General features: G+C 63.0%; 19 protein-coding genes. 11 read left to right on the plus strand and 8 right to left on the minus strand.

Going from position 1 to position 22,299, the window contains the following annotated elements; all coding sequences use genetic code 11:
• Positions 1-51: 51 nt before the first annotated feature.
• The 5 genes from AC3WLP_RS05455 to rloA all read right to left on the minus strand — a co-directional run bounded on the left by AC3WLP_RS05455 (position 52) and on the right by rloA (position 5,472).
• Positions 52-786, minus strand: a complete 735-nt coding sequence (locus tag AC3WLP_RS05455; RefSeq protein ID WP_003250299.1) for a phosphoadenylyl-sulfate reductase — start codon at positions 784-786, stop codon at positions 52-54.
• A 79-nt stretch (positions 787-865) separates the two neighbouring features.
• Positions 866-2,206 carry an aminodeoxychorismate synthase component I gene (gene pabB / locus AC3WLP_RS05460; RefSeq protein WP_088512907.1) on the minus strand — a complete coding sequence of 447 codons (1,341 nt, stop codon included), beginning with the start codon at positions 2,204-2,206 and terminating at the stop codon, positions 866-868.
• 208 nt (positions 2,207-2,414) lie between these two features.
• Complete coding sequence (locus AC3WLP_RS05465; protein ID WP_003250303.1) at positions 2,415-3,395, minus strand: alpha-L-glutamate ligase-like protein; 981 nt, start codon at positions 3,393-3,395, stop codon at positions 2,415-2,417.
• Positions 3,395-4,930: an osmotic stress tolerance membrane protein RloB gene (rloB, locus tag AC3WLP_RS05470; protein ID WP_012053057.1), complete on the minus strand. Its 1,536-nt coding sequence runs from the start codon at positions 4,928-4,930 to the stop codon at positions 3,395-3,397. Before rloB ends, AC3WLP_RS05465 begins: the two co-directional genes overlap by 1 nt.
• Before the next feature lie 5 nt (positions 4,931-4,935).
• On the minus strand, positions 4,936-5,472 hold the full coding sequence (gene rloA, locus AC3WLP_RS05475) for a retropepsin-like aspartic peptidase RloA (RefSeq protein ID WP_010953297.1): 537 nt from the start codon (positions 5,470-5,472) through the stop codon (positions 4,936-4,938).
• Between the two features lie 306 nt (positions 5,473-5,778).
• Between rloA and AC3WLP_RS05480 the strand changes: the two genes are divergently transcribed.
• The 6 genes from AC3WLP_RS05480 (at position 5,779) to prpD (ending at position 14,318) form a co-directional block, all read left to right on the plus strand.
• Positions 5,779-6,495 carry a GntR family transcriptional regulator gene (locus AC3WLP_RS05480; RefSeq protein ID WP_003250308.1) on the plus strand — a complete coding sequence of 239 codons (717 nt, stop codon included), beginning with the start codon at positions 5,779-5,781 and terminating at the stop codon, positions 6,493-6,495.
• A complete protein-coding gene (gene prpB / locus AC3WLP_RS05485) occupies positions 6,492-7,382 on the plus strand; it encodes a methylisocitrate lyase (protein ID WP_012053054.1) in 891 nt (296 codons plus the stop codon). The genes AC3WLP_RS05480 and prpB overlap by 4 nt, the downstream gene beginning before the upstream one ends.
• 60 nt (positions 7,383-7,442) lie before the next feature.
• On the plus strand, positions 7,443-8,570 hold the full coding sequence (prpC, locus tag AC3WLP_RS05490) for a bifunctional 2-methylcitrate synthase/citrate synthase (RefSeq protein WP_003250313.1): 1,128 nt from the start codon (positions 7,443-7,445) through the stop codon (positions 8,568-8,570).
• 161 nt (positions 8,571-8,731) lie between these two features.
• On the plus strand, positions 8,732-11,320 hold the full coding sequence (gene acnD / locus AC3WLP_RS05495; protein ID WP_017147772.1) for a Fe/S-dependent 2-methylisocitrate dehydratase AcnD: 2,589 nt from the start codon (positions 8,732-8,734) through the stop codon (positions 11,318-11,320).
• A gap of 151 nt (positions 11,321-11,471) precedes the next feature.
• Entirely contained in the window at positions 11,472-12,662 is a 1,191-nt protein-coding gene (prpF, locus tag AC3WLP_RS05500; RefSeq protein WP_088512906.1) for a 2-methylaconitate cis-trans isomerase PrpF, read from the plus strand.
• A gap of 171 nt (positions 12,663-12,833) precedes the next feature.
• Positions 12,834-14,318, plus strand: coding sequence for a 2-methylcitrate dehydratase (gene prpD / locus AC3WLP_RS05505; protein ID WP_088512905.1), 1,485 nt, complete (start codon positions 12,834-12,836; stop codon positions 14,316-14,318).
• A 74-nt stretch (positions 14,319-14,392) separates the two neighbouring features.
• Here prpD and acnB read toward each other — a convergent pair whose 3' ends face one another.
• Entirely contained in the window at positions 14,393-17,002 is a 2,610-nt protein-coding gene (gene acnB, locus AC3WLP_RS05510) for a bifunctional aconitate hydratase 2/2-methylisocitrate dehydratase (RefSeq protein WP_012053050.1), read from the minus strand.
• 405 nt (positions 17,003-17,407) lie between these two features.
• On the opposite strand from acnB, the gene AC3WLP_RS05515 reads away from it, so the two are divergent.
• Positions 17,408-17,890, plus strand: a complete 483-nt coding sequence (locus tag AC3WLP_RS05515; RefSeq protein ID WP_088512904.1) for a DUF1289 domain-containing protein — start codon at positions 17,408-17,410, stop codon at positions 17,888-17,890.
• Positions 17,891-17,900: 10 nt separating this feature from the next.
• Here the strand turns inward: AC3WLP_RS05515 and queD are convergent, their stop codons facing one another.
• Positions 17,901-18,257, minus strand: coding sequence for a 6-carboxytetrahydropterin synthase QueD (queD, locus tag AC3WLP_RS05520; RefSeq protein ID WP_003250327.1), 357 nt, complete (start codon positions 18,255-18,257; stop codon positions 17,901-17,903).
• Positions 18,258-18,310: 53 nt separating this feature from the next.
• Positions 18,311-19,390, minus strand: coding sequence for a patatin-like phospholipase domain-containing protein (locus tag AC3WLP_RS05525; protein ID WP_088512903.1), 1,080 nt, complete (start codon positions 19,388-19,390; stop codon positions 18,311-18,313).
• Between the two features lie 219 nt (positions 19,391-19,609).
• On the opposite strand from AC3WLP_RS05525, the gene AC3WLP_RS05530 reads away from it, so the two are divergent.
• Genes AC3WLP_RS05530 through AC3WLP_RS05545 form a run of 4 tightly spaced genes read left to right on the plus strand, consistent with a single transcriptional unit; the run spans position 19,610 to position 22,217 of the window.
• On the plus strand, positions 19,610-19,918 hold the full coding sequence (locus AC3WLP_RS05530) for a PepSY domain-containing protein (protein WP_088512902.1): 309 nt from the start codon (positions 19,610-19,612) through the stop codon (positions 19,916-19,918).
• Positions 19,918-20,232, plus strand: coding sequence for a PepSY domain-containing protein (locus AC3WLP_RS05535; protein ID WP_088512901.1), 315 nt, complete (start codon positions 19,918-19,920; stop codon positions 20,230-20,232). The genes AC3WLP_RS05530 and AC3WLP_RS05535 overlap by 1 nt, the downstream gene beginning before the upstream one ends.
• A complete protein-coding gene (locus AC3WLP_RS05540; RefSeq protein ID WP_003250345.1) occupies positions 20,233-20,901 on the plus strand; it encodes a response regulator transcription factor in 669 nt (222 codons plus the stop codon).
• Entirely contained in the window at positions 20,898-22,217 is a 1,320-nt protein-coding gene (locus tag AC3WLP_RS05545; protein ID WP_088512900.1) for an ATP-binding protein, read from the plus strand. Before AC3WLP_RS05540 ends, AC3WLP_RS05545 begins: the two co-directional genes overlap by 4 nt.
• The last annotated feature ends 82 nt before the right edge of the window (positions 22,218-22,299 follow it).

Genomic DNA, 22,299 nt, shown 5'->3' on the forward strand with positions numbered 1-22,299 from the left:
GCGTCGCCTGCTTCGCGGGTAAACCCGCTCCTACAGACCGCCCTGGCTATCTCAAGCCTTGCTGATCAGGTTGCCCGCATGCAACCCGCATTCCTTCTGCGTCGACTCTTCCCACCACCAGCGCCCTTCACGCTCGTGCTGGTTTGGCAGCACCGGGCGGGTGCATGGCTCGCAGCCAATGCTGATGAAGCCTCGCTCGTGCAGGCTGTTGTACGGCAGCTCGAGCATGCGGATATAACCCCATACCTCTTCACTGCTCATCTGCGCCAGCGGGTTGAACTTGTACAGCGTGCGCTCAGGCGTGGAAAAGGCGCTGTCGATTTCCAGTGCTGCCACCTGGCTGCGGGTGCCCGGGCTTTGGTCGCGGCGCTGGCCGGTGGCCCAGGCGCTGACGGTGGCCAGCTTGCGTCGCAGCGGCTCGATCTTGCGAATGCCGCAGCACTCGCCATGGCCGTCCTTGTAGAAGCTGAACAGGCCCTTTTCCTTGACGAACGGGTCGAGCTTGGCGCGGTCCGGGCTGAGGATTTCGATCGGCAGGTTGTACTGTTCGCGTACCTGGTCGATGAACCGGTAGGTCTCCGGATGCAGGCGCCCGGTGTCGAGGCTGAATACCTTTACCTGCTTGTTCAGCTTCCAGGCCATGTCGACCAGCACCACATCCTCGGCGCCGCTGAAGGAGATCCACAGGTCATCGCCGAAGTGCTCGAAGGCAAGCTTGAGGATGTCCTGCGGGGACTTGTTGGCATAGGTCGCGGCCAGGGCGGCGACGTCGAAGGGTTGGCTCATCAGGCGGTTTCCATCTTGGCTGTGGCGCTGTGCGCTCGTAGTAGGGGGATGGTAACAAAAAAACGTGGTCTAGATGGGCTCACAAGCCCTGCAGGGTCTGCATCAGCACCCGCACTTTGGCGATCGACTCTTCATACTCGGCCTGCCACTGCGAGTCGGCTACCACCGCGCCGCCGCCCCAGCAACTGACCTGTCCATCTTTGATCAGCAAGCTGCGAATGGCGATCGAACTGTCCATTTCGCCGCGCACATCCACATACAGCAGCGAGCCGCAGTACAGCGCGCGGCGCGCGGGTTCCAGTTCGTCGATGATCTGCATGGCGCGGATTTTCGGCGCGCCGGTAATCGAGCCGCCAGGGAAGCTGTCGCCGATCAGGTCCAGCGCGTCCTTGTCGCTGGCCAGCTGGCCGGTGATGCTGCTGACCAGATGGTGCACGTTGGGGTAACTCTCCAGGCTGAACAGTTCCGGTACCTTCACTGAGCCGATCTCACACGTGCGCCCCAGGTCGTTGCGCAGCAGGTCGACGATCATCAGGTTTTCCGAGCGGTCCTTCGGGCTGTGCAGCAGTTCTTGGGCATTACGCTGGTCTTCAACCGGGTCGTTGGCGCGTGGGCGGGTGCCCTTGATCGGCCGGGTTTCCACCTGGCCCTGGCTGACGCGGATGAAGCGCTCGGGCGAAAAGCTCAGCAGGGTACTGCCGTCGGCCAGTTGCTGGTAGCCGGAAAAAGGGGTCGGGCAGGCCTGGCGCAGGGCCTGGTAGGCCCGCCATGGATCGCCTTGGCAGGGCGCGCGAAAGCGTTGGGTGAGATTGATCTGGTAGCAGTCACCGGCCTGGATGTAGCGTTGTACCTGGTCGAAAGCGGTTTTGTATTGCTCCGGCTCCAGGTCACCGGCCATCGGCGCGAGCAGCCGGAAGTCGCCGGTGGTGGTGCTGGTGTCCTGGAACAGGCTGATAAGGCGTTCGCGTTCGTCGCCTGCCAGGCTCGGGTGGAACACCAGCTGGCTGGTGCCGAGCAGATGATCGCTGACCAGTGCCCAGGCATACAGGCCCAGTTGTGCGTCTGGCAGGCCGAGGTCGTCCACGGCCAGGCTTGGCAGGTGTTCCAGGCGGCGGCCGAAGTCGTAGCTCAGGTAGCCGATCAGGCCCCCGACAAAGGGCAGTTCTACACCGTTGGGCAAGTCGGCGTGGCCCAGTTGTGCCAGGCCAGCGCGCAGGCGCTGGAGGAAGACGCGGCCATCTTCATCGGGCTGCGCCTGCAGTTGTTGCAGCGGCCAGGCGCTGAGCAGGTCGAAACGCCCGCGTTCGGCGCCGGGGCGGGCGCTGTCGAGCAGGATCGCACCGGGGGCCTGGCGCAGGTGGGCGAAATAGGCGGCAGGGTCGGGTTGGTAGGGCAGGGGGTGTAGCGTGCAGGTCGGCATCAGTATGGACGGCGATGTAAAAGCGAGGAGGGCGATTGTAGACCTGTGCAGGAAAAGCGCCTAGCGCTGGGTACGACATTCAACATTGTGTTTGGCCCATACGCAGCACAAGGCAGTTCCTGCAGGTTGAGCGAAGCGCATGATTCAACTGCAGTGCTTGCAGGAGCAACCTTGTGCTGCGAATGGGCTGCAAAGCAGCCCCTGTATTTCAGCGGTTGGGCACATGCCCGAACAGACCCTGTGCTACCCGTACCCGCTGCTCGGCGTCTTCGGTCACACCCTCCTTGGCCAGTGCTTCGATGTGCGCCTCAATGGCATGGGTGCGCTGAGTCAGGCCGCAGTCGTTGGCGATCTGGATGTTCAGCCCCGGGCGGGCGTTGAGCTCCAGAATCAGCGGGCCCTTGTCCTGGTCAAGCACCATGTCCACGCCGATATAGCCCAGGCCGCACAGTTCATAGCAGCCAGCGGCCAGCTTCATGAAGCCGTCCCAGTTAGGCAGTTGCACGCCGTCCACCGCGTTGGTGGTGTCCGGGTGCTTGCTGATGATGTTGTTCAGCCAGGTGCCGCGCAGGGTCACGCCGGTGGCCAGGTCGACACCCACACCGATGGCGCCCTGGTGCAGGTTGGCCTTGCCGCCAGACTGGCGGGTCGGCAGGCGCAGCATGGCCATCACCGGGTAGCCCATCAGGACGATGATGCGGATGTCCGGTACACCTTCGTAACTGATGCTCTTGAAAATCTGGTCCGGGGTCACGCGGTACTCGATCAGCGCGCGGTCGCGGTGCCCGCCGAGGGAGTACAGCCCGGTGAGGATGCTGGAAATCTGGTGCTCGATTTCCTCATGGCTGATGATCTTGCCCGACACTGTGCGGTAGCGGTCCTCGAAGCGGTCGGCGATTACCAGGATGCCGTCACCGCCGGCGCCTTGCGCCGGCTTGATGACGAAATCGCTGCGACCGCCGATGATCTGGTCGAGCTTATCGATCTCTTTTTCGGTCTCGATGATGCCGTACATTTCCGGCACATGGATGCCGGCCGCCAGTGCGCGCTCCTTGGTGATGATCTTGTCGTCGACGATCGGGTACAGGCTGCGCTTGTTGTACTTCAGCACATAGTCCGCGTTACGTCGGTTGATCCCCATGATGCCCCGGGCCTCCAGGGCTTTCCACGTCTTGATCAGGCCAAACATCAGGTGTCTGCCTTTTTCAGGAAGGCTTTGAAGCGCACGAGCTCGGTCAGGCGGTAGCCGCGATAACGGCCCATCGCCAGCATGAAGCCCACCAGGATCAGCAGCACCGCCGGGAAGGTGAACACGAAGTACACCAGCTCCGGCACCATCATCAGCAGGTGTGCCAGGGAGGCGGCGAACAGGGTGCCGATGGCCACTTTCATGGCATGGCCGCCACCACGCTCCTCCCAGGTGATCGACAGGCGTTCGATGGTCATGGTCAGGATCACCATCGGGAACAGTGCTACCGACAGCCCGCGTTCAAGTCCCAGCTTGTGGCTGAACAGGCTGATGGCGGCAATCAGCACCACGACGAACGTCAAGACCACCGACAGGCGTGGCAGCATCTGCAGCTTGAGGTGTTCCAGGTACGAGCGCAGCGACAGGCCCAGGGCAGTGATCACCGTGAACAGCATGATACCGAAGCCCAACTGGGTTTCGCGGAACGCCAGGGCGATCAGCACCGGGGTGAATGTGCCCAGGGTCTGGATGCCGATCAGGTTGCGCAGCACCAGGATCACCAGCACGCCGATCGGGATCATGACCATGATCATGAAGGTTTGCTGGGTTTGCAGCGGCAGACCGTACAGCGAGTATTCGAGGAAGTCGGCGTCGGTGTTCTCGTCGGTCAGCTTGGCCAGGCGGATGGCGTTCATCTCGCTGTTGTTCATGCTGAAGGTGACAGTGGCCTTCTTGCCGCCATCGACGGTGATCAGGTTGTCGTCACCGGTCCACCACAGCAGGCGGTCGCTCGGCAGGCCTTGCTCACCGGTGTCCGGGTTGAAGTACAGCCAGTCGTCGCCGTTGAAGCTGCGCAGCCACAGCTCCGGGGTTTGCGGGGTGTCGGCCAGCAGGCGGATGGTGTGCACCTTTTCCATCGGCACGTGGGCGATCGACAGCAGCAGGTCGATGACCTGGGCCTTCTTCATTGCCGAAGTATCGCCGGCCAGCAGCAGCTTGACGTTGTCGTCGTTGAGGTTGTTGACCCGCTTGATGGTCTCGCTGACAAAGGTCTCGACGTCGGCCGAGTGCTGACGTATAGGCGCCATCAGCGCTTCAGCGGCGATCTTCTCGGGGCCTTCGACGGCCAGGCTGTCACGGAAGGTCGGGCCTTTGATCTTGGTCTTCTCGTTGCTGTAGCGCTTGGTCAGTACCAGGCGGTAGTAGAGGGTCTGGTTGCCACTGGCGCGACGTGCCGACCAGGTAACCTTGCGGTTGCCGTCGGCGCGGTTGATGCTGACCCCGTAGTTGTTGGAGATGAAGCTCTCGTTGAGGCTGACGTAGTCGCGGTTCAGCGGTGGCACGAACATCTGCACCTTGACCGGGTCTTTGCTGCTGGCCACGAACTCGACCTTGGCGTCGATGTTCCACAGGTCGTCGGTTTCATCCTCGGTCACCGGGATGCCGAGCACGAAGATCTGATAAGCCGTGACCGCCACGCCCAATAGCACCAGCACGGTGATCAGGACTTTCAGATGGAGGGTGAGAGAGCGCATCGGGATTACTCTGCTTTGGGAGCGTCGGTGGCACAGGCAGGTTTGCCGGCCGCATATTTAAGGCTTGGGTCAACCAGTGCGTCGAAGTGCTTGAGCGCCTCGGAACCGATCAGCAGCGGGAACTGGAAGGCGCTGCGGTCGGTGAGGTTGACTTCGATGGTGCGCCTGGTCTGGCCCATGCAGATTTCGAGTTCGATGACCGGGCGGGCCGTGTAGGCCTTGCCTGATTCGGCATCATAGTCGCCGGCCCGGCGCTTGATCTTGCTGACGCGTGCCAGTGGGCGTTCGATCGGGTGCGAATGGGCCGCATCGATGGCGAGGTAGAAGCGTACCCAGCTTTCGCCATTGCGCTTGAACCGCTTGATGTCGCGGGCGCTGAGCGAGGCGGTCTTGGCACCGGTGTCGAGCTTGGCGGCCACTTCCAGGTCCAGGTCGCCCAGATGTGCGTATTCGTTGAGACCATACACGGTCTTGCCCGCAGCCTGGCCAAGGGCCGGCAGCAGGGTGAGGCATAGCAGCAATAAAACGGGTGTAAGTCTCATATTCCTGGCGCGGTGCATTGCAAGGTTCTAGGCAAGGTTCAGGTCAAGGTGACTGGCAATTACTGCGCAAGCTTCCTCGTTGATCTGTCAACAGGCACGAATGCATGACAGACAGGCTATCCATACCCCATCGGAGGCGCGGCATTCTATCACGCCGACGTCTTGACGCCAGCGGTGCGCGATCTGACAGCGTTGTAGTGGTGATAGTTCGCGATTAGACGATTGTCGACAATATTCATTTTGTCTTTGACTTGGAGGGCTCGTTTCGTTAGTTTCTGGCGAAGAGATTTAAAAGGTGTCGACAATATGCAGGACCTTTCCACCCCCGGCCCGGTGCTGACAGACGAAACGGAAACCCTCTCCGAAAACGTCTTCCGGCGCATCCAGGCGGCCATTGTCAAGGGTGATATCGCCCCCGGCAGCAAGATTTCCGAGCCGGAGTTGGCGCGCACCTATGGCATCAGCCGCGGGCCGCTACGCGAAGCTATCCACCGCCTTGAAGGCCAGCGCTTGCTGGTGCGCGTGCCGCATGTGGGCGCGCGGGTGGTATCGCTCAACCACGCCGAACTGATCGAGCTGTACGAAATTCGCGAGTCGCTGGAAGGCATGGCCTGCCGCCTAGCCGCCGAACGCATGAGCCAGGCCGACATCGACGAACTGCGCCGGGTGCTCGACACCCATGAGCGCGATGCCGCGTTCCAGGCCGGCCTGGGGTACTACCAGCAGGAAGGCGACTACGACTTCCATTACCGGATTATTCAGGGTAGCGGCAATCAGACCCTGGTCAAGATGCTCTGCGGCGAGCTGTACCAACTGGTGCGCATGTACCGTATCCAGTTCTCTGCCACCCCCAACCGGCCACGCCAGGCCTTTGCCGAGCATCATCGCATTCTTGATGCCATCGCCGACCGTGACGGCGAACTGGCCGAACTCCTGATGCGCCGCCACATCGGCGCGTCCAAGCGCAATATCGAGCGTCACTACCTGGACGCCCACAACAACAGCACACGAGGTGAGAAATGACAGTCAAGAGCACCCCCGGTCAGCGTTTCCGTGACGCCGTTGCCGCTGAACACCCGCTGCAGGTAGTTGGCGCCATCAACGCCAACCATGCCCTGCTGGCCAAGCGTGCCGGCTTCAAGGCCATCTACCTGTCAGGTGGCGGCGTGGCCGCTGGCTCCCTGGGCCTGCCAGACCTGGGCATCACTGGCTTGGACGACGTGCTCACCGACGTGCGTCGTATCACCGACGTGTGCGACCTGCCGCTGCTGGTGGATGTCGACACCGGCTTCGGCGCTTCGGCCTTCAACGTTGCCCGTACCGTGCGCTCGATGAGCAAGTTCGGCGCTGCCGCTATCCATATCGAGGACCAGGTTGGCGCCAAGCGTTGTGGCCACCGCCCCAACAAGGAAATTGTCAGCCAGCAGGAAATGGTCGACCGTATCAAAGCTGCCGTCGACGCCCGCAGCGATGACAGCTTCGTGATCATGGCGCGTACCGATGCGCTGGCCGTCGAAGGCCTGAACGCCGCCCTGGACCGTGCCGAGGCGTGTGTCGAAGCGGGCGCCGACATGATCTTCCCGGAAGCCATCACCGAGCTGCAGATGTACAAGACTTTCGCTGATCGGGTGAAGGCACCGATCCTGGCCAACATCACCGAGTTCGGTGCCACGCCGCTGTACACAACCGAAGAGCTGGCCTCGGTCGACGTGTCGTTGGTGCTGTACCCGCTGTCGGCGTTCCGCGCCATGAACAAAGCAGCCGAGAACGTGTATACCGCGCTGCGCCGTGACGGCACGCAAAAGAACGTGATCGACACCATGCAGACTCGCATGGAGCTTTACGATGCCATTGGTTATCACGCCTTCGAGCAGAGCCTCGATGCACTGTTTGCCCAGAAGAAGGGCTAAGCGCTAGCGCCCGAATTAGCCAGAAAGCATCCATAACAAATTCAAGAAAGGAGAAACACCATGGCCGAAGCAAAAGTACTCAGTGGCGCAGGCCTGCGTGGCCAGGTGGCCGGCCAGACTGCACTGTCGACCGTGGGCCAGGCCGGTGCCGGGCTGACCTACCGTGGTTATGATGTGCGTGACCTGGCGGCCGGTGCCGAGTTCGAAGAAGTCGCCTACCTGCTGCTGTACGGCGAGCTGCCAACCCAGGCCGAACTGGCCGACTACAAGCGCAAGCTCAAGGGCCTGCGTGACCTGCCGCAAGCCTTGAAGGAAGTGCTTGAGCGCATCCCGCGCGATGCCCACCCGATGGACGTCATGCGCACTGGTTGCTCGGTACTGGGCACCCTCGAACCAGAACTGACCTTCGAAGCCCAGCGCGACAAGACCGACCGCCTGCTGGCGCTGTTCCCGGCCGTGATGTGCTACTGGTACCGCTTCACCCACCATGGCGTACGCATCGACTGCACCACTGATGAAGACACCTTGGGTGGCCACTTCCTGCACCTGCTGCACGGCAAGAAGCCGAGCGAGCTGCACGTCAAGGTCATGAACGTGTCGCTGATTCTCTACGCTGAACACGAATTCAATGCCTCGACATTCACTGCCCGCGTCTGCGCCTCGACCCTGTCTGACCTGTACTCCTGCGTTACGGCAGCCATCGGCTCGCTGCGTGGCCCGCTGCACGGCGGTGCCAACGAGGCTGCGATGGAACTGATCGAACGCTTCCAGAGCCCGCAGGAAGCCACCGCCGAGCTGCTGCGCATGCTCGAGCGCAAAGACAAGATCATGGGCTTTGGCCATGCCATCTACAAAGAGTCCGACCCGCGCAACGAGGTGATCAAGGGCTGGTCGAAGCAACTGGCTGATGAAGTGGGTGACAAGGTGCTGTACCCGGTGTCCGAAGCCATCGACAAGACCATGTGGGAGCAGAAGCGCCTGTTCCCCAACGCCGACTTCTACCATGCCTCGGCGTACCACTTCATGGGCATTCCGACCAAGCTGTTCACCCCGATCTTCGTCTGCTCGCGGCTGACCGGCTGGGCGGCGCACGTCTTCGAGCAGCGCGCCAACAACCGCATCATCCGCCCGAGCGCCGAGTATGTCGGCGTCGAACAGCGCCAGTTCGTGCCGATCGAGCAGCGCTGAATAGCTATAGAGAGGCAACCCGTTCCCCTTGTGGGAGCGGGTGTGCCCCCGAATGCGCCGGCCTCGCAACCACTGTGCACCTGCTGACGCATTCGCGGGCACGCCCGCTCCCACAGGTACGGTGAAACCTTCCGAATCCTGTGACCGAGCCTGATTCCATGATGAACACTGCATACCGCAAGCACCTGCCAGGCACCGACCTGGACTACTTCGATGCCCGCGCGGCGGTCGAGGCGATCAAGCCCGGCGCCTACGACGGCTTGCCATACACGTCCCGCGTGCTCGCCGAGAACCTGGTGCGCCGCTGCGACCCTGCTACGCTCGATGCCTCGCTGAGCCAACTGATCGAGCGCAAGCGCGACCTCGACTTCCCGTGGTTCCCGGCCCGCGTGGTGTGCCATGACATCCTTGGCCAGACTGCGCTGGTCGACCTTGCCGGCCTGCGTGACGCCATTGCCGACAAAGGCGGCGACCCGGCCCAGGTCAACCCGGTGGTGCCGGTGCAACTGATCGTCGACCACTCGCTGGCCGTCGAGTGCGGTGGTTTCGACCCGCAGGCCTTCGAAAAGAACCGCGCCATCGAAGATCGCCGCAACGAAGACCGCTTCCACTTCATCAACTGGACCAAGAAGGCGTTCAAGAACGTCGACGTGATCCAGCCGGGCAACGGCATCATGCACCAGATCAACCTGGAGAAGATGTCGCCGGTGGTCCACAGCGACCACGGCGTCGCCTACCCGGACACCTGCGTCGGCACCGACAGCCACACGCCGCATGTCGATGCACTGGGTGTGATCGCCATCGGCGTAGGCGGCCTGGAAGCCGAAAACGTGATGCTCGGCCGCGCCTCCTGGATGCGCCTGCCGGAAATCGTCGGCGTCGAGCTGACTGGCAAACTGGCCCCGAACATCACTGCCACCGACCTGGTACTGGCCTTGACCGAATTCCTGCGCAAGCAGAAAGTGGTTGGCGCTTACCTGGAGTTTCATGGTGAGGGTGCTCGCGCCCTGACCTTGGGCGACCGCGCCACCATTTCCAACATGGCCCCGGAATACGGCGCCACGGCGGCGATGTTCGCCATCGACCAGCAGACCATCGACTACCTGCGCCTGACCGGCCGTGAAGAGCAGCAGGTCAAACTGGTGGAAACCTACGCCAAGGCCACCGGCCTGTGGGCGGACAGCCTGGGCGGCGCCGTCTACGAGCGCACCCTGAGCTTCGACCTGTCGAGCGTGGTACGCAACATGGCCGGCCCGTCCAACCCGCATGCTCGCGTCGCCACCAGCGACCTGGCGGCCAAAGGCATCGCCGGCAGCTGGGAAGAAGTGCCGGGGCAGATGCCGGACGGCGCGGTGATCATCGCTGCCATCACCAGTTGCACCAACACCAGCAACCCGCGCAACGTGATTGCCGCAGGCCTGATTGCGCGCAATGCCAACAAGCTGGGTCTGACCCGCAAGCCGTGGGTCAAGTCGTCGCTGGCACCTGGCTCCAAGGCCGTGCAGCTTTACCTGGAGGAAGCAGGGCTGGAGAAGGAGCTGGAGCAACTGGGCTTTGGCATCGTCGCCTTCGCCTGCACCACCTGCAACGGTATGTCCGGCGCCCTGGACCCGGTGATCCAGCAAGAAATCATCGACCGCGACCTGTACGCCACTGCCGTGTTGTCGGGTAACCGCAACTTCGACGGGCGTATCCACCCGTACGCCAAGCAGGCCTTCCTGGCTTCGCCACCGCTGGTGGTCGCCTACGCCATAGCCGGTACCATCCGCTTCGACATCGAGAAGGATGTACTGGGGGTGGTCGACGGCAAGGAAATCCGCCTCAAGGACATCTGGCCCAGCGACGAAGAAATCGATGCGGTGGTGCGTGCTGCGGTCAAGCCGGAGCAGTTCCGCAAGGTCTACATCCCGATGTTCGCCATCGAGGAAGACCGCGGGCCAAAAGTTGCGCCGCTGTATGATTGGCGCCCGATGAGCACCTACATCCGCCGCCCTCCCTACTGGGAAGGTGCCCTGGCCGGCGAGCGCACCCTGCGCGGCATGCGTCCCCTGGCGGTGCTGCCGGACAACATCACCACCGACCACCTGTCGCCGTCCAACGCGATCATGCTCGACAGCGCTGCGGGTGAGTACCTGGCGAAAATGGGCCTGCCGGAAGAAGACTTCAACTCCTACGCTACCCACCGTGGCGACCACCTGACCGCCCAGCGCGCCACCTTCGCCAACCCTAAACTGTTCAACGAAATGGTGCGCAACGACGATGGCAGCGTGAAGCAGGGCTCGCTGGCGCGTATCGAGCCGGAAGGCAAGGTTACCCGCATGTGGGAGGCGATCGAGACCTACATGCAGCGCAAGCAGCCGCTGATCATTGTCGCCGGTGCCGACTACGGCCAGGGTTCGTCCCGTGACTGGGCGGCCAAGGGCGTGCGTCTGGCCGGTGTCGAGGCGATCGTGGCCGAAGGCTTCGAGCGTATTCACCGCACCAATCTGGTAGGCATGGGCGTGCTGCCGCTGGAGTTCAAGCCGGGCACCGACCGCAAGACCCTGGGCCTGGATGGCAGCGAAACCTATGACGTGCTGGGTGCGCGTACGCCACGGGCGACCCTGACCCTGGTGGTTACCCGTGCCAATGGCGAGCGCCTTGAGGTACCGGTGACCTGCCGTCTGGACACCGCCGAGGAAGTGTCGATCTACGAAGCGGGCGGGGTGCTGCAGCGCTTTGCCCAGGACTTCCTCGAAGCGACCGCCTGAGCATGAATCGGGGGCCGCTTTGCGGCCCTTTCGCGACACAAGGCCGCTCCCACAAAGGGCGGCGCAGTACCTGTGGGAGCGGCCTTGTGTCGCGAAAGGGCTGCAAGGCAGCCCCAGGGTATTTCACCGGACTATCAGGATGCCCAAGAAAATGGCACATGTACCCCAGATCAAAATCCCCGCCACCTACATCCGCGGCGGCACCAGCAAAGGCGTGTTCTTCCGCCTGCAGGACCTGCCCGAGCAGGCGCAAATTCCAGGTCCCGCTCGCGATGCGCTGCTGCTGCGGGTAATCGGCAGCCCCGACCCTTACGGCAAGCAGATCGACGGCATGGGCGGCGCCACGTCGAGCACCAGCAAGACCGTGATCCTGTCGCAAAGCATCAAACCTGAGCACGATGTCGACTACCTGTTTGGCCAGGTCAGCATCGACAAGGCTTTCGTCGACTGGAGTGGCAACTGCGGCAACCTGTCCGCTGCGGTCGGTTCGTTTGCCATCAGCAGTGGCCTGGTCGACCCGGCGCGTATTCCGCGCAACGGTATCGCCACCGTGCGTATCTGGCAGGCGAATATCGGCAAGACCATCATCGCCCACGTCCCGATCACTGAAGGTGAAGTGCAGGAAACTGGCGACTTCGAGCTGGACGGGGTCACCTTCCCGGCGGCCGAGGTGCAGCTGGAGTTTCTTGACCCTGCAGCCGATGAAGACGGCGGTGGCGGTGCCATGTTCCCCACTGGCAAGCTGGTCGATGACCTGGAAGTGCCGGGGATCGGTACGTTCAAGGCGACCCTGATCAATGCCGGTATCCCGACCATTTTTGTCAATGCTGCCGATATCGGCTACACCGGTACCGAACTGCAGGACGCCATCAACGGCGATGCGCAGGCGCTGCTGCGCTTTGAGACCATTCGCGCCTACGGCGCGGTGCGCATGGGGCTTATCGACAACGTCGACCAGGCTGCCGGGCGTCAGCACACGCCGAAAGTGGCGTTCGTCGCGCCGCCGAGCACCTACACTGCCTCCAGTGGCAAGGCGGTGCAGGCCGGTGAGATCGACCTGCTGGTGCGGGCCTTGTCGATGGGCAAGCTGCACCATGCCATGATGGGTACGGCTGCGGTGGCAATTGGCACTGCGGCGGCCATTCCGGGCACGCTGGTCAACCTCGCCGCTGGCGGAGGCGAGCGCAGCGCTGTGCGTTTCGGTCATCCTTCGGGCACCCTGCGGGTCGGGGCCGAGGCACGCCAGGTGAATGGTGAGTGGACGGTAACCAAGGCAATCATGAGCCGTAGTGCTCGCGTGCTGATGGAGGGCTGGGTTCGCGTGCCTGGCGACAGCTTCTAACGCACCACTGGCGCTCGGCTTTAGTTCGTTGGGGCCGCCAAGCGGCCCTTCGCGGGCTTGCCCGTTCCCACAGGGTAACCACAGGTTCTGAATGCCGTGGTCAACCTGTGGGAGCGGGCAAGCCCGCGAAGGGCTGCGCAGCAGCCCCGGCAATTCTGAAGGGAGCTGGATATGAGCGCCAACGTAGACCTCAACGACCGCCCGGATTACGACCGGGTGCTACAAACCCTGGCCGATTACGCCCTCGGCTACCGGGTCGAATCCCGCGAGGCCCTGGACACCGCGCGCAACTGCCTGATGGACACCCTCGGTTGCGGCCTTCTCGCCTTGCGCTTCCCTGAGTGCACCAAGCTCCTTGGTCCTCAGGTGGAAGGCACGCTGGTCCCGAATGGTGCTCGCGTCCCCGGCACCTCCTATCGCCTCGACCCGGTCAAGGCCGCCTGGGACATTGGCTGCACGGTGCGCTGGCTGGACTACAACGACACCTGGCTGGCCGCCGAATGGGCTCATCCCTCGGACAACCTTGGCGGCATCCTGGCAGTGGCTGACCACCTGTCACAGAAGCGTGTTTCCGCGGGTGAACAGCCACTGCTGATGCGTGATGTGCTGGAGGCCATGGTCATGGCGCATGAAATCCAGGGCGTACTGGCGCTGGAAAACGCCTTCAACCGCGTCGGCCTCGATCACGTGATTTTGGTGAAGGTCGCCTCGACCGCCGTATGTGCCAGGCTGATGGGGGCCAATCGTGAGCAGATGCTCTCGGCCTTGTCCCACGCCTTCGTCGACGGCCAGGCCCTTCGAACCTATCGCCACGCGCCCAACGCCGGTTCGCGCAAATCCTGGGCTGCGGGTGATGCCTCCAGCCGAGGTGTGCGCCTGGCCGACATCGCCTTGCGCGGGGAGATGGGCGTGCCAGGCGTGCTCACGGCGACGCAGTGGGGGTTCTACGATGTTTCGTTCAGCCACACCAACAAAGACCTGGCGCTCAAGCCCGCCGGGCAGTACGAGCTGCGCCTGCCCCAGGCGTTGGGCAGCTATGTGATGGAGAACGTGCTGTTCAAGGTCAGTTTCCCTGCTGAGTTCCATGCGCAGACCGCCTGTGAGGCAGCAGTAGCCCTGCATCCACTTGTGCGTAATCGTCTGCATGAAGTCGACCGCATCGTCATCACCACCCAGGAATCAGCGATCCGCATCATCTCCAAGAGCGGCCCACTGGCCAATGCCGCCGACCGTGACCACTGTCTGCAGTACATGGTGGCCGTGCCGCTGATCTTTGGTCATCTGGTGGCGGAGCATTATGAGGACGCCTTCCATGCCAACCACCCCAGTATCGACCGCCTGCGCGAGAAGATGGAGGTGGTGGAAGACCCGCGCTTCAGTCGCGAGTACCTGGAGCCGGACAAGCGTTCGATCGCCAACGCGCTGCAGGTGTTCTTCAAGGATGGCAGCAGCACCGAGCAAGTGGTGGTGGAATACCCGATCGGGCATCGTCGGCGGCGCGGGGAGGGGATACCGTTGCTGGAGGCCAAGTTCAGGGCCAACCTGGCGACCCGCTTTGCCCGGCAGCGGTGTCAGCAGGTTTTCGAACTGTGCAAGGACCAGCAGAAGCTGGAAGGCACGGCTGTGCACAGGTTCGTGGACTTGTTTGTGATATGAAGCGGCCGGCACAGGCCCAAACAACAAAGCCCCGGCATCGCTGCCGGGGCTTTGTTTACAGCGTGTAACTCAGCTTACGCCTGGACCACCGGGATCTTGGCGTTGGCTGCCGCTTCGCGGAACTCGGCGATCTGGTCGAAGCTCAGGTAGCGGTAAACGTCGGCAGCCATGCTGTCGATGTCTTTCGCGTACTGCATGTACTCTTCGACGGTCGGCAGTTTGCCGATGATCGAAGCGACAGCGGCCAGCTCGGCCGATGCCAGGTACACGTTGGTCGCGTCGCCCAGACGGTTCGGGAAGTTACGGGTCGAGGTGGAGACCACGGTCGAACCGGTCTGCACACGTGCCTGGTTGCCCATGCACAGCGAGCAGCCTGGCATTTCCATGCGTGCACCGGCCTTGCCGTAGATGCCGTAGTAGCCTTCTTCGGTCAGCTGGTGAGCGTCCATCTTGGTTGGCGGAGCCAGCCACAGACGGGTCGGAATGCCACCCTTGACCTTCTCCAGCAGCTTGCCGGCAGCGCGGAAGTGACCGATGTTGGTCATGCACGAACCGATGAACACTTCGTCGATCTTCTCGCCTTGTACCGAGGACAGCAGGCGGGCATCGTCCGGGTCGTTCGGCGCGCAGAGCACAGGCTCCTTGACGTCGGCCAGGTCGATTTCGATGATTTCGGCGTATTCGGCATCGGCGTCGGCCGACAGCAGCTCAGGCTTGGCCAGCCAGGCTTCCATGGCCTGGGCACGGCGCTCCAGGGTGCGGGCATCGCCGTAGCCTTCGCCGATCATCCAGCGCAGCAGGGTGATGTTGGACTGCAGGTACTCGGCGATGGCCTTTTCCGGCAGCTTGATGGTGCAACCGGCAGCGGAACGCTCGGCCGAGGCGTCGGACAGCTCGAAGGCTTGCTCGACGGTCAGTTCGTCCAGGCCTTCGATTTCCAGGATGCGGCCGGAGAAGGCGTTTTTCTTGCCTTTCTTCTCGACGGTCAGCAGGCCCTTCTGGATGGCGTAGTAAGGGATGGCATGAACCAGGTCACGCAGGGTGATGCCTGGCTGCAGTTTGCCCTTGAAGCGCACCAGGATCGATTCTGGCATGTCCAGCGGCATGACGCCGGTGGCGGCAGCGAAGGCCACCAGGCCGGAACCGGCCGGGAACGAGATGCCGATCGGGAAGCGGGTGTGCGAGTCGCCACCGGTACCTACGGTGTCAGGCATCAGCATGCGGTTCAGCCAGCTGTGGATGATGCCGTCGCCCGGGCGCAGCGACACGCCGCCACGGGTGCGGATGAAGTCTGGCAGGGTGTGGTGGGTGGTGACGTCGATCGGCTTCGGATAGGCCGCGGTGTGGCAGAACGACTGCATGACCAGGTCAGCAGAGAAGCCCAGGCATGCCAGGTCTTTCAGCTCGTCGCGCGTCATCGGGCCCGTGGTGTCCTGGGAGCCGACGGTGGTCATTTTTGGCTCGCAGTAGGCGCCTGGGCGCACGCCCTGGCCTTCTGGCAGGCCACAGGCACGGCCGACCATTTTCTGCGCCAGGGTGAAGCCCTTGCCGGAATCGGCAGGCTGCTCTGGTTTCTTGAACAGGTCGGAAGCACCCAGGCCCAGCTCGGCGCGGGCTTTTTCGGTCAGGCCGCGGCCGACGATCAGCGGGATACGGCCGCCAGCGCGGACTTCATCCAGCAGCACTTCGGTTTTCAGCTCGAAGGTGGTGACCAGCTCGTCGCTGTCGTGACGGCGTACTTCACCTTTGTATGGGTAAACGTCGATGACGTCGCCCATGCCCAGGTTGGTGCAGTCGAATTCGATCGGCAGGGCGCCGGCGTCTTCCATGGTGTTGTAGAAGATCGGGGCGATCTTGGTGCCGAAGCAGAAGCCACCGGCACGCTTGTTCGGCACGTAAGGGATGTCGTCGCCGAAGAACCACAGTACCGAGTTGGTAGCGGATTTACGCGAGGAACCGGTACCGACCACGTCGCCGACATAGGCGACCGGGAAGCCCTTGGCCTTGACGGCTTCGATCTGGGCCAGCGGGCCGACCGAACCAGGCTGCTGCGGTTCGATGCCGTCGCGGGCCATTTTCAGCATGGCCAGGGCGTGCAGCGGAATGTCAGGGCGCGACCAGGCGTCCGGGGCAGGCGACAGGTCGTCGGTGTTGGTTTCGCCAGGCACCTTGAACACGGTCAGGGTGTACTTGTCGGCGATGGCCGGGCGCGAGGTGAACCACTCGCCGGCAGCCCAGGATTCCAGGACGGCCTTGGCGTGCGTGTTGCCGGCCTTGGCTTTTTCGGCCACGTCGTGGAAGGCATCGAACATCAGCAGGGTGTGCTTGAGCTGTTCGGCCGCGACGGCGCCCAGTTCGGCGTCATCCAGCAGTGCGACCAGCGTTTCGATGTTGTAGCCGCCCTGCATAGTGCCCAGCAGTTCGGTGGCGTGCTTGCGGTCGATCAGTGGCGACTTGGCTTCGCCCTTGGCGACGGCGGAGAGGAAAGCGGCCTTGACGTAGGCAGCTTCGTCGACCCCTGGCGGTACGCGGTTGGTGATCAGGTCTACGAGGAAGGCTTCTTCGCCGGCCGGCGGGTTTTTCAGCAGCTCGACCAGGCCTGCAGTTTGTTCGGCGTTCAGCGGCTGGGGAACGATACCCAGGGCGGCGCGCTCTTCGATGTGTTTGCGGTAGGCTTCAAGCACAGTTATTTCCCTCATCAGTGGTCCCTAAAGGGGGTCCGGGACGCTTATCCAGCATTCAGTGCACCCATGCGCTGCTGCGGCTTTGTGGGCCGCCCAACCAGGGTCGCAAGGAATCCTTACAGAAGCTGCTTTCAAAGTTTTACGCCTGCAGAACGGGACTGATGAGGGCTGGCGCGGGCATGCGAGGGATGCATGGCCCGGGCCAACGCCGTTCTACCGGATCAACTGTGCTCGTGACGCTTTGAAAACAGCTTCCAACGGACATTGTTGCCTTTGAAAAGGCCGGGTGATTCTACGGTAAAAAAAGCCTGAAGGTAAGGCGGTGTTCATGACTTTAACGAGTGACCCTGGTTAGACAAAGGGCTAACATGGGCCTGTGTTCCATCGCCAAGCTGTTGTTTTTCCATGTCCAACCAATCCATCAAAACCCCATGTGTCGGCCTTTGCTCCACGGTGTATGGAGACACGGTATGCCGTGGCTGCAAGCGTTTCCACCATGAAGTGATCCACTGGAACGGCTACGACGACACGCAAAAGCGCGCCGTGTGGTTGCGCCTTGAGCAGCTGCTGGTGCAGGTGATGATGGCCAAGCTTGAGGTGTTCGACAAAGGCCTGCTGCGCCAGCAACTGGAGCAGCGCTCCATCCGCTTTGTCGAGCAGCAGTCGGCGTATTGCTGGGCTTACCAGCTGATTGCCCGCGGGGCGCGGATGATCCGTGACCTGGAGGCCTATGGCATGGTGTTGCTGCCGGAGTTCCGTGACTGGGAACTGCCCCAATTGCGCGATGCGATCGATCGCGAGTTCTTCCTGCTTTCAGAGGCGCACTACCAGCGCTACATCGCCCCCAGCTTCCTGCGCGATGCCATGGGCAGCGCGCAGGGCCAGTGAGCCGGGCGAATCAGTCGCCGGTGTATTCGCAACCGCTGGTGCAGGTTTCATGAATACGCACCTTCGACAGCTCCGGCATCAGCGGCTTGACCTGGTCCCAGATCCACTTGGCGATCACTTCGCTGGTGGGGTTTTCCAGGCCGGGGATGTCGTTCAGGTAGTTGTGGTCCAGCTGATCATAGATCGGCTTGAAGATCGCCTTGACTTCGGCGAAGTCGCGGATCCAGCCCGTGTGCGGGTCGAGCGGGCCGGTCAGGTGCAGGCCGACCTTGAACGAGTGGCCATGCAAACGGCCGCATTTGTGCCCTTCAGGGACGTGGGGCAGGCGGTGGGCCGATTCGAATGTGAATTCCTTGAAAATTTCCACGCTGTCATAACTCTGTGTGAATCAATAATGCGCGCAGTCTACCAGCATGGCCGCTACAAGGCTTGCAGGCGTTCATGCAGCCGCCCGGTGGCGGTCAGTTCCAGCAGTTCATCACCCAGGCGCTGGCTTTCGGCGATGGCCTTGTACCAATAGCGCTTGCGCCCTGGCGCATCGCCTATGAAGCGCTTGAAGTCGTTGCGGTCGGGCAGTTTGCCGTAGGGCAGGGCGGCCAGGTATTGCGGCGAAGGCGTCATCAGCAGCACGTTTTGCAGGCGGGTGGCATCGCCCTTGCGCCAGGGCAGGGCCTTGTCGAACCAGCCGGGTACGACCTTGTCGGTGAAGTGCGGGTACAGCACCAGGTCGTCGCCGCGGTAGGGCAGGTCGAGGTGATAGTCGAGCAGGCCGCCGTCGCGGTAGGTGCCGGCGCCGGCACCGGGGATGTCCTTCACGCCCTGCATGACCATCGGTATCGACCCGGAAGCGAGCAGGGCGTGGCGCAGGTTGGTCAAGTCCAGCGGCAGGTAGCGTGAGGGGAAGTCGGTCAGCGTGTCGAGCGGAGGCGCGGCGCGCCCATCGTGCAGAATGATGCGCTCGAAGTGGCGGGCCAGGCGCGAACGGCCCAGGAGGTTACTGGCAACCACCGAGCCCAGGCCCAGGCCCAGGCGGCCGCGATGGTCGTGAGCGAGCTGGCCATGGCTTTTCACCACCAGAATGTTCAGGCGGTAGTGTGGGTTGGCCAGCAGCTGGCCGTCGCGGCCCTCCAGCAGGTCATCGAGCATGCGTTGGCAGCTGCGGCTGATTTCGGCCGGGGTGACGCCCTTGGCGAAATCCTGCTCGGTGTATAGCTCGCCCAGGCGACGGATGCCGGCGACCGGGTCGTCGAGGCAGGCGCTGGCAAAGCGCCAGGCACCGATCGAAGCACCGATCAGGGCACGCTGACGGGGTGCCGAGGGTAGCCACTCGCCGAACAGCGCCAGGTCAAGGCCCTGGATGCCCAGCGGCTTCGGCCCACCCGCCGCGCCCGGCAATACCCCGACATCGGCCGCCTGCAGGCCGCGCTCGCGGATGTGTCGCAAGGCACGCTGGCCGGCCTTGAAGGTGAGGGCGGGGTATTTGATGTGGATGGCGCTCATGGCGGGTCTCTTGGGCGAAAAGCAGCCGTTACAGATAACACACCTGTAGGTGCCTGTATTGGCCCTTTCGCAGCACAAGGCCGCACCTTGCACGGGGCCGAGTCGGGTTGGCGGCGTAACTGCGCTATCATGCCGCCAGCTGTTTTCAGGTTGAATTAAGGACCGCTGGTTAATCTTAACCCCGTAGACAACTTGCACAGTTCTCAGGAGAGAAGAACGATGAAAACCATGACTGCCCTGATCACCGCCGCTGCCCTCGCCCTGGGCGCCAATGCCGCCTTCGCCAAGGACGTTCAGCCTGACGAAGTGGTCAAACTGGTCAACGCCAAGACCATCAAGTCGCTGGACGAACTCAAGGCCGCTGCCGTGGCCAAGCACCCAGGCGCCACCGTCACTGACTCGGAGCTTGAAGACGAGTACGGCCGCTACATCTACAAGGTCGAACTGCGTGATCCGCAGAACGTCGAATGGGACGTCGACATGGATGCCAAGACCGGTGAGGTGCTCAAGGACGAACGAGACAACTGATGATCCATGTATCCCGGACGGCACGTTACCTGGCGCTCTCGCTGCTTGCCGTCTGCTCCTTGGCTGTTGCCCGCGACCTGGACCAGGATGAAGCCCTGAAGCTCCGTCAGAAGGGCATCATCCTGCCGCTCGAACAACTGCTCGAAACCGCCCTGGGGCGTCACCCCGGGGCGCGTCTGCTGGAAGCCGAGCTGGAAGAAGAGGATGATCGCTACGAATATGAAGTCGAGTTGCTGACGACTGAAGGTGTGGTACGCGAGATCAAGCTCGATGCCAGCACCGGCGCCCTGCTCAAAGACGAGGAAGATGACTGAATGCGCCTGTTGCTTGTCGAGGACAACGTACCGTTGGCCGATGAACTGACCGCCGGCCTGCAGCGCCAGGGCTATGCCGTGGACTGGCTGGCTGATGGCCGTGACGCGGTTTACCAGGGGCAAAGCGAGCCTTACGACCTGATCATCCTGGACCTCGGCCTGCCTGGCTTGCCTGGCCTGGACGTGCTGGCCCAGTGGCGCGCCGCTGGCCTGGCCACACCGGTATTGATCCTCACCGCCCGCGGCTCCTGGGCCGAGCGCATCGAAGGGTTGAAGGCCGGGGCTGACGATTACCTGAGCAAGCCCTTCCACCCCGAGGAGCTGCAACTGCGCATCCAGGCGTTGCTGCGCCGTGCCCGTGGCCTGGCCAATCAGCCGAAGCTGGAAGCGGCCGGCCTGCACCTTGACGAAAGCCGTCAGTGCGTGAGCCGCGAGGGTGTGGACGTGCAACTGACTGCCGCCGAGTTCCGCCTGCTGCGCTACTTCATGCTGCACCCGCAGCAGATCCTGTCCAAAAGCCACCTGGCCGAGCACCTCTACGACGGTGAAACCGAGCGCGACTCGAACGTGCTGGAGGTCCACGTCAACCATTTGCGCCGCAAGCTGGGCCGCAGTGTGATCGAAACCCGTCGCGGGCAAGGCTACATCTATGCCGGGAGCGGCGAGTGAAGTCGATCCAGGCGCGCCTGAGCCTGGGCCTGGTGGCGGTATTGGTGGTGGTCGGCGTGGTGCTGGCGCAACTGACCTTGTGGCTGTTCGAGGCCGGCCTGCAACGTTATCTGGAAAACGGCCTGCGCAACGAAAGCGAGAACCTTCTGGTGGCATTGGTGCGCGGGCCTTCCGGCCTGCAGCTGGATGAGCGGCGCATCTCGGCTGCCTATCAGCGGCCGTTTTCCGGTTACTACTTCCGCATCGATTTCGACCAGGGTACCTGGAGGTCTCGTTCGCTGTGGGACCTGGACATGCCCAAGCCCGCAGCGCCCGGGCTTTCCGATAGCCATGAACTCGGCCCGGAAGGCCAGCAACTGCTGGCCCTGCGTGCCGACTACCGGCGCCTGGGCCAGGACATTTCGATCAGTGTGGCTCAGGACTATTCGCCGGTGCGCGAAGGTTTTCGGCGCTTGCAGCAGATCGGCCTGGGCATGGGCCTGGTGGCGCTGATCCTGATTCTGGTGCTGCAGCGCATCACGGTTACCCGCTCGCTGCGGCCGCTGGAGCGGGCGCGCCAGCAGATCGCCCAACTGCAGCAGGGGCAGCGTTCGCAGCTGGATGCCGAGGTGCCCAGCGAGTTGGTACCGCTGGTGGGGCAGATCAACCATTTGCTTAGCCATACCGAAGACAGCCTGCGCCGTTCACGCAATGCCCTCGGTAACCTCGGCCATGCGCTGAAGACGCCGCTGGCGGTGCTGCTGAGTCTGGCCTCCAGTGAACGCTTGCAGGGTCTGCCGGAGGTGCGCGCGCAAATGCGTGAGCAGTTGCAGCAGATTCAGGAACGCCTGGCGCGGGAGCTGAACCGTGCACGTCTGGCAGGGGATGCGCTGCCGGGCGCGCAGTTCGATTGTGATGCCGAACTGCCGGGGTTGCTCGGGACCTTGGGCATGATTCATGGCGAGGGCCTGCTGCTGGCAAGTGATGTGTCGCCCGGGCTGTTGTTGCCCTGGGACCGCGAGGACGTTCTGGAACTGTTGGGTAATCTGCTGGACAACGCCTGCAAGTGGGCAGACAGCGAAGTGCGCGTGGGTATCGCGCCGAACGCCGAGGGCTACCGGCTGTGGGTTGATGACGATGGCCCGGGTATACCGCAAGACCAGCGGCAGCAGGTGCTGGAGCGTGGTTCGCGGCTGGACGAACAGGTGGCTGGGCATGGGCTGGGGTTGGGCATCGTGCGCGATATCGTTGACGCATGGGGCGGGCGCCTGGCCTTGCTGGAGAGCCCGCTGGGCGGGTTGCGAGTGAGCATCGACCTGCCGCGCAAGGCTCGTTAATGCCGGGGCCGCTGTGCGGCCCATCGCGACACAAGGCCGCTCCCACAGGGGTACGCAATCCCCTGTGGGGCCTTGTGTCGCG

It is taken from the genome of Pseudomonas sp. FW305-E2, assembly GCF_058782925.1.